General features: G+C 41.1%; 18 protein-coding genes. 6 read left to right on the top strand and 12 right to left on the bottom strand.

Annotation, left to right across the window (positions count from 1 at the left end; genetic code table 11):
* Nucleotides 1–174: 174 nt before the first annotated feature.
* The 7 genes from CYK47_RS08480 to CYK47_RS08450 all read right to left on the bottom strand — a co-directional run bounded on the left by CYK47_RS08480 (nt 175) and on the right by CYK47_RS08450 (nt 4118).
* Entirely contained in the window at nt 175–750 is a 576-nt protein-coding gene (locus tag CYK47_RS08480; protein WP_122900766.1) for a DNA-3-methyladenine glycosylase I, read from the bottom strand.
* Between the two features lie 24 nt (nt 751–774).
* Nucleotides 775–1020, bottom strand: a complete 246-nt coding sequence (locus tag CYK47_RS08475) for a hypothetical protein (RefSeq protein WP_122900764.1) — start codon at nt 1018–1020, stop codon at nt 775–777.
* A 15-nt stretch (nt 1021–1035) separates the two neighbouring features.
* Nucleotides 1036–1566: a M23 family metallopeptidase gene (locus CYK47_RS08470; RefSeq protein ID WP_502697055.1), complete on the bottom strand. Its 531-nt coding sequence runs from the start codon at nt 1564–1566 to the stop codon at nt 1036–1038.
* A 39-nt stretch (nt 1567–1605) separates the two neighbouring features.
* Complete coding sequence (mutY, locus tag CYK47_RS08465) at nt 1606–2640, bottom strand: A/G-specific adenine glycosylase (RefSeq protein ID WP_122900763.1); 1035 nt, start codon at nt 2638–2640, stop codon at nt 1606–1608.
* Between the two features lie 96 nt (nt 2641–2736).
* A complete protein-coding gene (locus tag CYK47_RS08460; RefSeq protein WP_122900761.1) occupies nt 2737–3090 on the bottom strand; it encodes an HIT family protein in 354 nt (117 codons plus the stop codon).
* A gap of 27 nt (nt 3091–3117) precedes the next feature.
* Nucleotides 3118–3855 carry a dienelactone hydrolase family protein gene (locus CYK47_RS08455; RefSeq protein WP_122900759.1) on the bottom strand — a complete coding sequence of 246 codons (738 nt, stop codon included), beginning with the start codon at nt 3853–3855 and terminating at the stop codon, nt 3118–3120.
* Nucleotides 3856–3962: 107 nt separating this feature from the next.
* On the bottom strand, nt 3963–4118 hold the full coding sequence (locus CYK47_RS08450) for a DUF1328 domain-containing protein (protein ID WP_122900757.1): 156 nt from the start codon (nt 4116–4118) through the stop codon (nt 3963–3965).
* 189 nt (nt 4119–4307) lie between these two features.
* Here CYK47_RS08450 and CYK47_RS08445 point away from each other — a divergent pair, with 189 nt between their 5' ends.
* On the top strand, nt 4308–4760 hold the full coding sequence (locus CYK47_RS08445; protein WP_122900833.1) for a YcgN family cysteine cluster protein: 453 nt from the start codon (nt 4308–4310) through the stop codon (nt 4758–4760).
* Here the strand turns inward: CYK47_RS08445 and CYK47_RS08440 are convergent.
* Entirely contained in the window at nt 4757–6868 is a 2112-nt protein-coding gene (locus tag CYK47_RS08440) for an EAL domain-containing protein (protein WP_122900756.1), read from the bottom strand. The genes CYK47_RS08445 and CYK47_RS08440 overlap by 4 nt on opposite strands.
* A 245-nt stretch (nt 6869–7113) precedes the next feature.
* Here CYK47_RS08440 and CYK47_RS08435 point away from each other — a divergent pair, with 245 nt between their 5' ends.
* Together CYK47_RS08435 and CYK47_RS15775 are read left to right on the top strand one after the other, a co-directional pair.
* Nucleotides 7114–8382 (top strand): replication-associated recombination protein A, encoded by a 1269-nt coding sequence (locus CYK47_RS08435; RefSeq protein ID WP_122900754.1) that lies wholly within the window; start codon nt 7114–7116, stop codon nt 8380–8382.
* 21 nt (nt 8383–8403) lie between these two features.
* Entirely contained in the window at nt 8404–8538 is a 135-nt protein-coding gene (locus tag CYK47_RS15775) for a hypothetical protein (RefSeq protein WP_267313881.1), read from the top strand.
* Between the two features lie 48 nt (nt 8539–8586).
* Here the strand turns inward: CYK47_RS15775 and purC are convergent, their stop codons facing one another.
* The 3 genes from purC to dapA are packed head-to-tail and all read right to left on the bottom strand — an operon-like array spanning nt 8587 to nt 10856.
* The gene (gene purC / locus CYK47_RS08430; protein WP_122900752.1) at nt 8587–9306 is read right to left on the bottom strand and encodes a phosphoribosylaminoimidazolesuccinocarboxamide synthase; all 720 of its coding nucleotides are present in this window, start codon (nt 9304–9306) and stop codon (nt 8587–8589) included.
* Nucleotides 9307–9347: 41 nt separating this feature from the next.
* Nucleotides 9348–9944, bottom strand: coding sequence for a lipoprotein-34 precursor (NlpB) (locus tag CYK47_RS08425; RefSeq protein WP_122900750.1), 597 nt, complete (start codon nt 9942–9944; stop codon nt 9348–9350).
* Nucleotides 9945–9959: 15 nt separating this feature from the next.
* A complete protein-coding gene (gene dapA, locus CYK47_RS08420; RefSeq protein WP_122900747.1) occupies nt 9960–10856 on the bottom strand; it encodes a 4-hydroxy-tetrahydrodipicolinate synthase in 897 nt (298 codons plus the stop codon).
* 750 nt (nt 10857–11606) lie between these two features.
* Here dapA and mhpT point away from each other — a divergent pair.
* The 3 genes from mhpT (at nt 11607) to CYK47_RS08405 (ending at nt 14529) form a co-directional block, all read left to right on the top strand.
* Nucleotides 11607–12827 carry a 3-(3-hydroxy-phenyl)propionate transporter MhpT gene (gene mhpT / locus CYK47_RS08415; protein ID WP_122900745.1) on the top strand — a complete coding sequence of 407 codons (1221 nt, stop codon included), beginning with the start codon at nt 11607–11609 and terminating at the stop codon, nt 12825–12827.
* Between the two features lie 122 nt (nt 12828–12949).
* Complete coding sequence (gene pncA / locus CYK47_RS08410) at nt 12950–13597, top strand: bifunctional nicotinamidase/pyrazinamidase (protein ID WP_122900743.1); 648 nt, start codon at nt 12950–12952, stop codon at nt 13595–13597.
* A complete protein-coding gene (locus CYK47_RS08405; protein WP_122900741.1) occupies nt 13594–14529 on the top strand; it encodes a bile acid:sodium symporter family protein in 936 nt (311 codons plus the stop codon). The genes pncA and CYK47_RS08405 overlap by 4 nt, the downstream gene beginning before the upstream one ends.
* A 43-nt stretch (nt 14530–14572) precedes the next feature.
* Here CYK47_RS08405 and CYK47_RS08400 read toward each other — a convergent pair whose 3' ends face one another.
* A complete protein-coding gene (locus CYK47_RS08400; RefSeq protein ID WP_122900739.1) occupies nt 14573–15826 on the bottom strand; it encodes a hypothetical protein in 1254 nt (417 codons plus the stop codon).
* Nucleotides 15827–15892: the final 66 nt, after the last annotated feature.

The following is a 15892-nucleotide window of genomic DNA, read 5'->3' as shown; positions in this document are numbered from 1 at the left end:
TTTCTCAAAAATTCTCAAGATCAATACGTCTAACAGGACGCATTTTTATAACGTAACCTAAACAGGTTTACTGATTGAACAATAGCATTAAATATATGCTGATCAAGTTAAATAAGCTAGAAGGTTCTGAAAGTTAAACACATTTTTTATACATATTATTTTTAAATCAAATAATTACACAAATTGAGCTTTGGTTGGATATTTAAAGTGACAGTCATCATCATGGTCATTGACCATGCCCACGGCTTGCATAAATGCATAACAAATGGTTGGGCCAACAAATTTAAAACCATGCCGTTTAAGTGCTTTAGACATGGCAATACTGGCTTCGGTAGAGGTCGCCACGGGCTGATTGGCATTAACAGGATTACAAGGTCGCTGCTCACCAGAAAATTGCCATAACCATTCAGGTAAAAAGAAGCCTTTTTTTGACATGGTTTGCCATGCAATAGCGTTGTCACGAATGGCTGTGAGTTTTGCCAAATGACGAATCAACTGAGGATCTTGGGCTTTAAGTGCTAAATCTTGGTCTGAAATCTTGGCAATATCCGCAATTGGATATTGGAAAAAATGCTGCCGATAACTCCTGCGTTTTTTAAGTACCGTCAGCCAAGATAAACCGGCTTGTTGACCTTCTAAACACAGCATTTCAAACAGCAATGGTTCTTGATAAACAGGATGACCCCATTCGAGGTCATGGTAAGCTTGATACAGCGGATCGGTGGAGCACCATGAACAGCGTTTTAACATCGTTGCTCCTCCTGAATGAGCAGACTAGAGTTTAAACTCAACCCATTGATCTTGTTTGTTATCCCAAAACCACAGCTGGGCAGTATTTAAATCATTAAAATCAATCCAGACATCTTTACCAGTTTTTTCAGCAAAGCCAGTACTGATTTGTAAGGCTTCGTCGCTAATTTCCATGATCCAGCCTTGATAGCTTTGACCTGCCAACACAATTTTTTGTTGATTGCCTGATTCAGCAAACTCTACCAGACGATTGATCAACGCTTCTGACATGAAAACTTCCTAAAATTAACGTAAATACAAAAATGGATTGACCGCACCACGACCTTTACCCTGTAAATAAATACCGTAATGCAGATGTGGAGCAGTCGCTTGAGCATTGCCCGTATTGCCCACAAAGCCAATATGTTCACCGCGGCGCACATAATCGCCAACTTTTAGGTCACTACGCTGCGCATCTAAATGTGCATAGTAATGCCAACTGGAACTTGGCCCCAATATCCAAATTACTTTACCACCCAAATTGTTATTACGTAAGTCGGCAATCACGCCTTCTGTCGCACTGAGTACTTTTGTGCCACGAGGTGCCATGATATCAATGCCTTCATGAAGACGTCCTTGGCCACGCGATGCGCCCCAAGTATCGCTTAATTGCTGCGCTTGAATACCCTGTACTGGGATAGGTAGTTTTTTAGGTAATGGGGTATTTTTCAGATCTAAAGCAGGGTCTTTAGGGATAGGTGGAGGCGCGGGTGGGTGTGTAGTACAAGCCACTAAAATCAAACTTAAACCGAAGAGCGCGAAAAGTTTATACAGCACAGATTGATCCTTATTGTTGTTTTATCTGTGCTGAATATGTCATAGATTTACCGCATTAATCAATTTCTTCATCGCAGTCGGAATGCCCATTTGGCTTGCAGTTTCTGGCTTCAACCAATTACCGCCCAACTCTAGAGAGAGATGTTCTTGTTGATCAGTATCTACCTCAAAACATACCGCTTCGAGTTGCCAAGTAAAATGGGTAAAACTATGGCTAATCTCGCTGCGTTTGAACACAGTTTTTAAACCTAAACTTTGGCACAAGTCTTGAAATTGCTGTGGTTCCTCAATAATCGGTAAGCACCATAAACCACCCCATAAGCCACTATTAGGACGTTGTTGCCATAACCATTCATCTTGATCTTTGAGTAACAATACTTGTGCAGATTTAACAGGCACAGGCTTTTTGGCTTTTTTAAAAGGTAATTGTTGTTCTAAACCTTGTTGATGTGCCTGACAATGCGCCTGCATTGGACAATATAAACACAGTGGCTTTTTAGGTGTACATACAGTCGCGCCCAAGTCCATAATCGCTTGGGTGTAATCATGGTTGCGTTCTTTGGGACAAAGCTCTTCGGCAATTTGCCACATATTGCGTTCATGTATAGGTTTAGACAGATCATCTTCAATAGCAAAAAAGCGTGCCAAAACACGTTTTACATTACCGTCCATAATCACGCCATATTGACGTAAACCGAGTGACATTAATGCCCCAGCAGTAGAACGACCAATACCGGGCAAAGCAATCCATTGCTCTAGCGTTTCGGGAAAATGCCCTTGACTGGCGACAATACCGGCAGCTTTATGCAAATTACGTGCCCGCGCATAGTAACCAAGACCCGCCCAATAGGGTGCGACGTCATCCCAACTGGCTGTGCCTAAAGCATTAACTGTAGGAAAACGCTCAATAAAACGATCAAAATATTGCAGTACAGTTTTGACTTGAGTTTGTTGCAACATGATCTCGGAAACCCAAACTTTATAGGGATCATCTGCGACTTGCCACGGCAGATCATGCCGACCATGCACATCAAACCATGCTAATAAAGCATCAGAAAAACGAAATTGACTCATACTGGCTCAAGTTAAAAAATAGCCGCTCAGTATATCGCATAAAAAAAGATGATGCCGAGGCATCATCTTGCTTGCGTCAGATAAGGACGTGTGGATTTAAGCGCTCATGCCCCAACGCTCATCCAGTTGTAGTGGCTTACCTTCATAACGCGGAATAATGTGTACATGTAAATGTTCGGCTTGTTGACCAAAGACCGCGCCATCATTAAAGCCCACATGAAAACCCGCAGGTTGATGACGTAGCACTAACTCATTACGAGCCAATTCTAATAATGACATTAAGCTTTTACGTTCTTTATCAGTCACTTCAAAAAATGATGATACATGGCGCAGTGGAATAATCACACAATGACCTTGTGACAATGGTTTTGGTTCTGGCAAAACTACACCAAAGTCATTCTTTGCAATTACATCATAGTCATCAAAGTCGCAATAGATACATTCTGTCATAGTGATTCTCCTTATCTTATTATGGTATTAAGCTAAACGACGTGTGAGTAAAGCGTACATTGCCGCTAAACTTTCCGTTTCTGCTTGTGGGTTATAGCCTAGATCTACGCCATTGGCTTGGGCCCGTTCATCTGCTTGTGGATTACTAAAACCATGTTTAGCATCTTCAAATACAATCACTTCGTGTTCAACTTTTGCGTTATGCATTTCCGCTCTAAATTTAGCAACATCATCTAAAGTCACCATGCTATCTAGCTCGCCGTGTAAAACTAAAATTTCGGCTCTAACTTTGCCTTCCTCAGCAGGTGTTTGCGCACCTAAGGCAGCATGGAAAGTTGCTATTGCCTGTAAAGGCGCACCTGAACGCGCTAAATCCAGCACCACTTTACCACCATAGCAAAAGCCAATCGCTGCGAGTTTATCAGCATTGACTTCTGGTTGTTCGGCGAGGGTATTTAGAGCGGCAGTTGCACGTTCTACAATGGTGTTGGGTTGCGCAAAGGTTTGTGTCATCCATTCATTGGCTTGGTTGGCTTCGGTCGTTGATTTTTTATCGCCATACATATCAATGGCGAAAGCGGCATAGCCTTGTTCGGCCAATTCACGTGCACGTTGTTCGGTATAACTATTGCGTCCCCACCATTCTGGTGCGACTAAAACCGCAGCTAGATTTTGTCCATTTTCTGGGGCAGCAAAATAGCCAATCAGCTGGCTACCATCTGCTGCGCTATAGTTGATCTCACGTGTTTTGATCGTTAAGGCCATGAAAAATTTTCCTTTTTTCTATATGTTTATCTTTGACTTTAGTTGTACAACATTACACAAAAAAAAAGAAGAAGCAGGCTTCTTCTTTTTTATACTGATTTTGTTGCTTAGACCTTGCGGGAAAAGAAACCAACAATAGCCAAAATGACAGCTACCACTAATAGAATCACGGCAAAATCTTTAGATAAACCGGCAACACCACCAAAGCCAAGCAAGCTGGCAATTAAAGCGATGACGGCAAAAATAATCGCCCAACGAAACATATCTTTTTCCCTCATGTTGTTTTTATCAGATATTTAGTATAGGGAGACGACACGCCATCTATTGTTTGGCTTTTGTTGATTAAATGTTCGATTTACAGGCTTTTTCAAGTTTATTTGCTGCTCAGGTGATGCAATAACTTTATTGTTGATCCTGTTATAATGACGCTTGAATTGTTAGTTTTTAGATTTATGAGCACAGTATTACGTCCAGAGTTTTGGAAAAATTATCGCCTTGAGCAACTCAATCCTGCTGAGTGGGAAGCCCTATGTGATGGCTGTGGTTTGTGCTGTTTAATTAAATTGGAAGACGAAGAAAGCAATCAAGTTGCCTACACCAAAGTCGCGTGTAAATTACTCGATTGTGCGACTGGGCACTGTAGTAATTATACAGATCGCTTAGATTATGTACCTGATTGTATTCAACTTAGCCCAGAAAAATTAAAAACCATTCATTGGCTACCTAATAGCTGTGCTTATCGACGTTTAAGCGAAAATAAACCTTTACCAAGCTGGCATTATTTAAACACGGGTTCACGTGATAATGTGATTAAAGCACGTAAATCAGTAGCAGGGCGTTGTATTTCCGAACAAGATATAGTGGAAGATGAGATTGAAGATTATATCGTGCGTTGGGTGCGTTAAACTCCACCCATAATTTTTTTAATGTCTTGCAGCGGCATAGGTCTATAGAAATAGAAGCCTTGTCCAGTGGCGCATTGGCAGTTTTGCAAAGTGCTAACATGCTCAAGTTTTTCGATCCCTTCGGCTAAAATTTCAATTTTAAGCTTTGGTCCCAACTGTCCAATAGCGCTTACAATCGCTAAAATCGCTGGGTCAGCGTGCATTTTTTCAATAAAGCTACGGTCAATTTTTAAGATATCAATTGGATAATCTTTTAAGCGAGTCAGCGAAGAATGTCCCGTACCAAAGTCATCTAAGGCAATACGAATTCCCGCTTGCTTGAGTTGTTCTAAAGCACGTAATACATATGTAGCACCACGTACTTCTAAGCTTTGCTCGGTAATTTCAATTTCAATTAGTTGCGGGTCAATTTGATATTCAAGTAAACGACTTAAGAGTGTCTCTGCATAGTTGTCGCGTAAAAACTCTACTGGTGCGGCATTAATCGCGATGGGATGAAGCGCGATGTTATGGCTTAAACAGTGTTTTAAGTCGCTAAACACTTTACGTTGCATGGTTTCGCTTAAACGCGTTGCCAGCTCATAATCTTCAAAGGCCTGTTCGATCTGTGCTGGGGTGTGTACCTGTTGCTGTTCATCAGACCAGCGTAATAGCGCTTCAAATCCAATAATCGCCCTGCTTTTGAGATCTATTTTAGGTTGGTAATAGGGCATGATGCTATCATTACGCAAAATCTCACGCGCTAAATTTAATTGCTGGGCAGTATGTTGCAAGCTATAGAGCATATGCTCATTAAACAATAAGATGCCGCCACGCCCAGTTTGTTTTAAGTCATTTAAGGCAGTATCGGCACAGCGCACTAAATGGGTCAAATTCTTAGCATCTTCGGGATAGCTCGCACAACCAATACTAATGCCGCCATTAATATACTGACCTGCATAATAAATCGGTGCATCAAGTTGTGCTGCTGCACGTTGTGCATAGGTAATTAATTGCTGTTTAGACGCTAAGTTAGGAATAATCACAGCAAACTCATCATTACCAAAGCGCGATACAATCATAGGCTTAGGTAGAGCCTTTCTTAAACGGTATGCAAATACTTGCAGTAAGTGATCACCCGCCAAATGTCCAAGCGTATCATTTAGATTCTTAAAATAATCTAAATCTAACATGATCAGCCCAACACAACTTTTCTCTTGATCGGCTTGTTCAAGTGCAGTTTCTAGTAAATCATTAAACGCACGTCGATTATACAGTTTGGTTAAATCGTCAAAAGTATATGCATATTCAAGACGTTTTTCGGTCAGCGTTTGCTGGCGCATCTCTCTTGAGATACATAGAATTTCTTTAACTTGCCCATCTTCGTTGAGCATTGGCGTCAGTAAATTGTCCCAATAATAAGGCGCACGTCCGCTGCCCTGCGTGATCGCAGTAAACCGCACCGGTTGGCCCTCTTGTACTTTAATTAAGGCCTTTTGTACTTGGGGTTGCACAGTTTGATCTAATAAGCTGAATAGACTGCCTGTATCTTCATGTGGTGTAAATAAGGTTTCATGCCCAAATTGATTGATATCATTTAGATGACCATCGGGGTTTAAAACCTTAATGCAATCGGCACTACTATCCAGAAATTTTTGTTGCGCTATCAGCTGTTGTTGTTGTAATTGTTTTTGCAACATGTATTGATGAATATTGTCACAAGTTAAGATCCACTCAATGTCTTGATGGGGACTTAATTTCACATGAACTTTAAACCATTCATATTGATCTTCTGTATGTCGAATACGACATTCAAAATTAAAGTCTTCACCTAATACAATAGACTGTTGCCAGACACAGCGTAACGGTTCGCGGTCTTCTGGATGGACAAAATTTTCCCAAGCATTGGTTGGTAATAGATCAAGTTCTACACCAATATAAGAGCAAAGTGTTTGATTGCAAAAGTGTTGCTTTGATTTAGTTTTAACCCAGATCATTTGCGGCACAAGGTTTAGTGCATTGAGCATTGGATAGAGTTGGGTTTGTAACAAACGTAATGAGTTTTGAGGCTTTGCTGCGAAATCCTGAGGGAGAGAAAGAGTACGCTTATTGGTGAGCGAGGATTTCATTTTTTTGTTGGTTACACTCTTGAAAAAACGGTAAAAATATGCGAATGATACTTTGCCGAAGTATAGCAATAAATATCTAAATGCTAAATATTAGTAAAGTAAATTTTACCGATAGGTAACAAAAAAATACTATTTTATGATCATAAAATTAAAACATTTATCTAGCCAAGTCATAGCGTAATTTATAGCTATCGCCTGAAATTACATAGTAGACTTTAACTCAAGTTTACTACAATAATATTGCTATGTCTGATCATCTAATTCCGCTACCAGAACGCTTAAGACCACGTGATTTGTCACAGATTATTGGTCAAGATCATTTACTTGGCGAACACGCACCCTTTAGACAAATGATTGATCAGGGGCATTTACCCTCAATTATTTTTTGGGGTCCACCTGGCGTAGGTAAAACCACGCTTGCATTGTTACTTGCTCAAGCTGTGGATCGTCCTTTTGTGAGCCTGTCGGCCTTAAATACGGGCGTCAAAGAACTACGGGAGGTGATTGCAGAGAGTGGTGATTTAATTACACCTGTAGTTTTTATTGATGAAATTCATCGTTTTAATAAATCTCAGCAAGATGCGTTATTAGGTGCTGTTGAAAAAGGCAAAATTACCTTAATTGGTGCAACGACAGAAAATCCCTCTTTTGAAGTCAATAACGCATTGTTATCACGTTGTCAGGTGTATCGCTTAAATGCATTGGATGAAACTGCGATTGAAAACTTATTACGCCATGCTTTGAACCATGATGCATTTTTAAAGCAGCGTTTTATTCAAATTGGTGAGTTTGACGCTTTAATCCAGTTTGCCGCAGGTGATGCGCGTAAGGCATTAAATCTACTTGATTTGATTGCCAGCACTTTTGAGCCTGAGGTAGAAAATATTATTGATAATGCGGTTGTGGTACGTGTCGCACAGCAAAGTATTGCGCGTTACGATAAAGCTGGTGAGCAGCACTATGACTTGGTTTCGGCGCTGATTAAATCAATTCGCGGCAGTGACCCTGATGCAGCTGTGTATTGGTTGGCACGAATGTTAAAGGGTGGTGAAGATCCTGTGTTTATTGCACGGCGCATGTTGATTGCAGCTTCTGAGGATATTGGCAATTCTAATCCAAATGCGTTGTTATTGGCGGGTGAGTGTTTCCGCTCAGTTCAAGCGATTGGTATGCCAGAAGCGAGGATTATTTTAGCGCAAACCGCAGTGTATTTAGCCACCAGTGCTAAAAGTAACAGTACGTATTTAGCCATTAACCGTGCTATGGAATTAGCAGAAAAAACTGCCAATTTGGCCGTGCCGCTACATTTACGTAATGCACCTACACAGCTAATGCAAGATCAAGGCTATGGGGTCAATTATTTATATCCACACGATTACCCTGAACATTTTGTCACACAGGACTATTTGCCGCCCGAACTAAAAGGCACTAAGTTATATCAATCAGCACGTAATAAACGTGAGGTAGAAGCAGAGCGTTTACAACAAAGGCGCTGGAGTGAACAACAACAATAATACAAAGCTTAGGTGACAAGGATGTCAAAAAATCGTACAGGTATGTCCTGTTTTAGCATTATGACGCGTTTAATTTTGTTATTTGTAATCTGTGTATGGATCGCAATTTTGTATGGTAAATACGTCGGTTATCAGCCGGGAACTGTATTTTTATAACAAAAAAACCGAAGCCTAGGCTTCGGTTTTTTGCATCTAATTAAACTATTAGATATCAGATAAGTCGATACCAATACGGGTAGCAACTTCTTCATAGGCTTCAACCACACCGCCTAGGCCTTGACGGAAACGGTCTTTATCTAGTTTTTTCTTAGTGTCTTTATCCCATAAACGGCAACCGTCTGGAGAGAATTCATCACCAAGTACAATACGATCGTGGAACACACCAAATTCAAGTTTAAAGTCAACTAATAGCATATTGCCTTCAGCAAATAATGCTTTAAGTACTTCATTCACTTGGTAAGTGAGTTCTTTCATACGCGCAAGTTGTTCTGCAGTTGCCCAACCTAATGCAATCGCTTGTGACTCATTCACCATTGGATCGCCAAGCGCGTCATCTTTAAAGAACAATTCGAAAGTAGGTGGAGTTAATTCTTTACCTTCTTCTACACCTAAACGACGGCATAGTGAACCTGCTGCATAGTTACGAATCACACATTCCACAGGAATCATGTCTAACTTTTTCACTAAAACTTCATTTGGAGTCAAAAGTTTTTCAAAGTGAGTTTCGATGCCGGCAGCAGCAAGTTTTTCCATGATAAAGGCGTTAAAACGGTTGTTCACCTTACCTTTACGCGCGAGCTGTTCAATCTTTTCACCATTGAATGCCGAAGCATCATCGCGGAAGACTAATACTAAATGATCTGCACTATCTGTTTCATAAACAGATTTAGCTTTACCAGTATAGAGCAAGGTTTGTTTTAACATGAGGGGGAACCTTTTACTTGCAAAAAAAAAGCCTAGTACGACTAGGCTGGCCAATTTTGGTAAATTTGGGTCAACAATTGAGCGGCAACATCTTTGTCGGCAAAACTGCTATCAGTATTGAATACAGCCAGCGTTTGGGTAGAGCCAAGCGAGGTTAATTTAAGTAATACAGTTTGACCATCAACCTGAATACTTGCTTCATAACCATTCTTGCTTTGGCTTAATACGCGGTAATTTAAGCTACTTAAAGTGGCAAGTGTGTATTGCCAAATTTCGCTTGCTTCACCTTCCATTTTCAATAATGGATTTTGGTTACCATCCATTAATGGGCTTGGGCGTGGTGTTACTGCCATTACCGAATTGCTAGTTTGTGGCTGAACTGATTGTGGACGAGGTAGGGCAAAGCGGGTACCTTGAGCATTAGCGAGCACAGGAGCGTGCTCGAGTGCTAAAGGATCAACCGTTGGAGCAGGATACAAAGGCGTTGCTGGGCGTACCATTGAACCTTCAGGATATTGCAAGGCATTTAATTCAGTTGCTTGTTTATAGTCCAATGAACCATTTTTAAGCGCAACAGAACTACAGCCTGTTAAGCTGATCGCAGAAAGTGCAAGGATAAAACCAAAACGTAATTGCATCATAATTTGCTCTTATTAAATGAGGCCCACTTCTTTGAGTGCTTCACGAAGTGGTGCGCGATAGGCTTGAGCCAGTGGTGTTAAAGGTAAGCGAATACCTGTTTCTACTAGACCCATTTCATGAAGTGCCCATTTCACAGGAATTGGGTTTGATTCACAAAATAAAATATTGTGAAGATTTGCAACTTTGCCATTTAAAGCGGCGGCTTGAGCATGATCACCACTGAGAGCGGCTGCACATAGTTCGCTCATTGCTTTAGGAGCAATATTAGCAGTCACAGAAATATTACCGCGCGCGCCTTTTTCAATCAGTTGATAAGCAGTAGCATCATCACCTGAATACACGGTCATATTTTTACCTTGTAAGCCAGCAATCAGTTCAGCACCGCGTGCTACATCACCCGTCGCATCTTTAATACCCACGATTTGTGGAATATCAGCCAAACGAATGACAGTATCGTTATGCATATCCACGCCAGTACGGCCTGGAACATTATAAAGAATCTGTGGTAGATCAACTGCTTCTGCAACTGCCTTATAATGTTGGTATAAACCTTCTTGGGTTGGCTTGTTATAATAAGGCGTCACCAATAAAGCTGCATCCGCACCAAGCTCTTTGGCTTCTTTGGTCAGTTCAATGGCTTCGTGTGTTGAGTTCGCGCCAGTACCAGCAATAATAGGAATGCGTTTATTGGCAACACGAATGATTTCTTTGATCACTTGTGTGTGTTCCGCCATGCTAAGCGTAGAGGCTTCGCCCGTTGTACCCACTGCAACGATACTGTTAGTACCTTGTGCAATGTGCCACTCAACGAGCTTCTCAAGACCCTTCCAATCTACGCTGCCATCTTCAAACATGGGGGTGACGATTGCGACAATTGAACCCTGAATGGTCTGTGCTTGCTGAGTCATTTGCAAAATATCCTATTTGTCCATCCGAGTACGGTTAGAAAAACATGAATTTGGATGGATTTATTTGTGATTTCTAAGTAAATCAATGCTCTTTTTTGAACGAGAGGCTTACTTAGCTAAATTATGACTGATGAAACGCATAAGAACAATACACTTTTTTCATCGATGCTAAAAACAATGTCTAAAGCTTTAGAAAAAAACTACGTTTTTCTAGAAATTAAAAAAATTTGCTATTTGACCCCATCAAATTAAAGCAAATTCTGTCGAAAAACTAGAGATTTTCATAATATTTGTTACTTGATCCTTACGGCAAAAAACGCTCTAAAGCTGACTGCTGGTAGCTTAGCGAGGTTTTAAAGTGATTTTTAAGACTAAAAAAGAATCAATATAGACATTTTGATTATAAATTATAATTTATAAAATAATAGAAAATGATTGTTTAATACTAATTAATAATCGATTTTAACTCTTAAAATTTTGACAGCCTTATTGCTATAACTGCGCCACTACAAACTAATCACACCTGATTGATTAGAACAAGTATTCAAATTTATAGTTTTATTAATTGCTTTTAAGACTATATGTCCATTGTAGCAAAGGGCTAACTTTGTAATCAATTGGGTGGTGATATTGGCTAAATAGGCGCTAAATTTGCTGACATCTTAAACTTATTGATAGCTCGTATCCGCTTGCAATTTTCGCCATGATGGCCGCCCAAGTTGGCCACTGATTGCAAGTAAGGAGTATCCAATGCAAAGATCAGATAACAAACATGCGGTGATTACTGTCGCGATTTGTTTCCTTATTGCCGTAATTGAAGGGCTAGATATTCAGGCTGCAGGTATTGCTGCGGCAGGAATTCGAGAAAGCTTTGGCTTAAATAGCTCTCAACTCGGTGTTTTCTTTAGTGCAGGGATTTTGGGTTTATTGCCCGGAGCACTGGTCGGTGGTCGACTCGCAGATCGTATTGGACGTAAAAAGGTCTTAATTTTATCGACAGCAATTTTTGCAGTATTTACGCTCTGCACAGTATGGGTAAACAGTTTTAATAGCTTACTTGCAGTACGTTTCTTAGCAGGTGCAGGTTTGGGTGCAGCGATGCCGATTCTAATTACCTTAGCCTCTGAAGCTGTTACACCTCAAAATCGTGGTCGTGCAGTGGGCTTAATGTACTGTGGTATGCCTGTGGGTGCAGCAATTTTATCGTTGATTGCAACGACAGAATTTGGTTCGGACTGGAAAAATATTTTCTATTTAGGTGGTTTATTACCCATCATCGTGATTCCAGTGATGATGTGGTTATTGCCTGAATCTAAAGAATTCTTAAAAGCGCAAGACAAAACAACGACTCAAGCTCAACCTCAAGCATCTTTTAAAGATTTATTTAATGCTGAAAACCGCTTACGTACCATCTTAATTTGGGTGAGCTACTTCTTCACGCTGATGGTAGTTTACATTATGCTGAGTTGGTTACCATCGTTGTTTACCGAGCTTGGCTTCAGCCGTCAAGAAGGTGCAACGGCGCAGTTCTACTTCATGGCAAGTGCAACAGTCGGTACAGTGATTTTAGGTGTATTAACTGACCGCTGGAAAAAAGCATATGTGATCTTGTTGATGTACGGCGGTATCTTAGCGGGTCTATTTGCTCTGAATGCGGCAAGTGCTTTAACGCAAATGTATTTAGCTTCTGCATTGGTAGGTGCCTTCGTGATTGGTTGCCAAGGTGTACTGTATGCTTTTGGCGGTATCGTTTATCCAACTGAAGTACGTGCAACAGGTGTTGGTGTTGCCTCTGCGGTAGGTCGTGTGGGTGCCATGCTTGGGCCTGCAATCGCAGGTCAGCTTCTCGCGGCAGGTTTTGGTGCAGCTGGGGTAATTTCAGCAGCTATTCCATGTATCGTGATCTCAGCAATCTTTATGCTGATTTTAGTAAAACGTATGCAACCACAAGCAGTTGCTGCAAAAGTTTAAAACGTTTCAACCTTGACATAGCTCACAGTGATGTGGGCTATTTTTTTGTCTAAAAAAATCAATAGCATCTTCAGCCCTAGATCAGCTACATTTTGACAAATACCAATTGCAAGGGATCTGACATGAACCATCACAGTGTATTGTTAGTTGTTGATGTACAAAATGGCTTTACTCCGGGCGGCAACTTAGCCGTTGCTCACGCGGATCACATTATTCCAACCATTAATCAACTGGCACAGCAGTTTACTCATGTGGTGCTGACCCAAGATTGGCATCCGCACAATCATATCTCTTTTGTCGAAAATCATGTGGGTAAGCAAGCTTATCAACAAATTGAGTTAGATTATGGCACTCAAGTGTTATGGCCGAGTCATTGCGTGCAGGGTACACCCGATGCAGAGTTGCATCCCGATCTCAATATTCAACATGCCCAGTTAATTATCCGTAAAGGCTTTAATGCGCAGATTGATAGTTATTCAGCTTTTCAAGAAGCGGATCGTAAAACCAAGACAGGATTGGCGGGCTATTTAAAAGAACGTGATATTCAACAGGTATTTGTTGTAGGCATTGCCACAGATTTCTGTGTGGCTTGGAGTGCCATAGATAGCGCTGAGCTTGGCTTCACTACATATGTGGTTCAAGATGCATGTCAAGGCATTGATTTAGATGGCTCATTGGCACAAGCATGGCAGGCAATGCTGCACGCAGGGGTAAAACGTATTCAAGCCGTCGATGTGCCAACCTATCTCACTCAAGGTGACTGTGCATGAATGGCTTATTAAAGTTTTCTCATCTACTACAAAAAAGCTTTGCGCTTTGGGTGTTGTTATTTGCTGGGCTTGCGATGCTCAGTCCAACAAGTTTTGTCTGGCTTAAAAGCTATATCCCATGGATGCTGGGCATTATTATGTTTGGTATGGGCATGACCATGACGGTGGCGGACTTTAAGACTGTGTTACAGAGTCCAAAAGCGGTGGCGATTGGCGTAGCAGCACAGTTTGTTGTCATGCCAAGCCTCGCATATATGTTATGCAAAGTGTTTAATTTACCACCCGAAATTGCTATTGGTGTGATCTTGGTAGGCTGTTGTCCGGGAGGCACAGCCTCTAATGTTATTACCTATATGGCAAAGGGCAATACTGCGCTGTCGGTAGCTTGTACTTCGGTTTCGACATTATTAGCACCACTGCTTACCCCGATCATTTTTTATCTGTTGGCGAGCCAGTGGATTGAGATCAATGCATTGTCGATGCTGACTTCGATTTTACAAGTGGTGTTGTTGCCAATTGTATTAGGTTTGGTGGTGCGTACTCTGTTAAAGGACACGGTTCAATATTATATGCCAGTTATGCCCTTAATTTCTGTGGTGGCAATTGTGTTGATTGTGGCTGCGATTATTGCTGGCAGTAAAGGACAAATCTTAGAATCAGGTTTATTTATTTTAGCTGTGGTCATATTACACAACGCTTTGGGTTATTTGATAGGTTATTGGGCAAGTCGTTTATTTAAACTGCCTTATGCGGATAGCAAAGCGGTAGCCATAGAAGTGGGCATGCAAAACTCAGGTTTAGGAGTGGCATTGGCTGCGGTGCATTTTGCTGCCTCACCAATGACTGCAGTACCTAGTGCTATTTTTAGCTTGTGGCACAATATTTCAGGGCCTTTGCTGGCTACCTATTGGGCCAGTCGTAAGCAGGACTAAGTGATCAGAATATAAAAAAGGGATGCTCAGCATCCCTTTTGATTTATGTTGGATTAGATTGTTTACTTTTTAAAATTTCACTACGGATATCTTGCGCAATTTGTGCTGTTTGAGCATCCATACCGCTAATCATAAAGGCATGACGGGTAAGCGCATTACTTGGATTAGGCAATGCCACCAGCTCGTAGTGATCGCTTAATTGTTTCAGTGACTCATTGCTGAGTTGCAAAGCACTTTCTTTAGCAACCAGTTGCTGTACCAAACGTTCTGCGGCTTGTGGTGCCGATAAATGCATTGAGGCAACAGCGCTAGATAAGGCGGTACGAGTTTGAAGCACAAAGCGTTTATCTTCACGGTAGCGCTTATAAAGCACTTCTGAGAGTAGTTGAAATACGTTACTAATCATCACCAAGCATTTGACCGCATCCGCTTTTTCTGAAGACACACTCAACACTGCGCCGTGTTCATTAAAGCTTTGTAAAATGGTGACATCAGGGCTATTGAGTTTGTAATGCTGTAAGCACAAGTCAATGCTCTTATTTAAGAATAACTGACATAAGTTAAAATACGGCACAGCAACGGTTGGACTCACCGAATTGAGTAATTGCTTTGGATCATAAAACTGAATACTTAAAGCCACCGCAGCTTGATCAAGCTCTAAAGCACGTATTTCTTTTGGTTTAATCTTGTTAGATGTACTATTTTCTGCTTGCGCCAACGCTAAAGCGGTATTGTGTTTTTCTTGCTCTAAAGCTTGGCTTAAGCTTTGTAGCTCGTGTTTTAACCGCGCTTCATTGTTAATGCGTTCTAAATATTCTTTACGACTTGGACGGGCAATCGCACGATAAATAAACCACAACAGCGCATGTATCAGCAGTGAAGCTAAAATCGCCAACCATTGATTACGTAAAATTTCGCCCATACTTGGCTGAATTAACGTGATTTCAATACTGCCGATTTTTTTCTCATTTTGTACGGCATCACGTACAAAAACCTGACCATCACGGGTTTTAGATAATCCACCTGTGGCTAAAACTTGTTGATTGGCATCTAAAATGCGAATTGAGGCAACGCTTGGGTTGGTTGCGTAACGATTGGCCAGTAAGGCCAAGGATACGGTATTGGCCGGTTCAAGCTCAGTTAAGCTGTCTGTGACCAATTGGCTGGTCATCAGCTGACCCTGATTGGCACGGTTTTCATTGAGCTGATGAGTTGTGGCTAACACCAATAAAAAGGTGTGTAGAGCAAAACTTACAATGAGTAGGCTAGCAAATAGCCCTTGTCTAGGCGCATTCAAGGTAAACTTCCAAGGCAATTCGATTCAATTTCGATGATGATTCTAACAATAGTTGTGGTGTAAGAC

The organism is Acinetobacter sp. B51(2017) (assembly GCF_003711395.1).
GTDB lineage: Bacteria > Pseudomonadota > Gammaproteobacteria > Pseudomonadales > Moraxellaceae > Acinetobacter.
The sequence above is the reverse complement of the archived record's forward strand: the minus strand, read 5'-3'. Positions and strand labels throughout refer to the sequence as shown.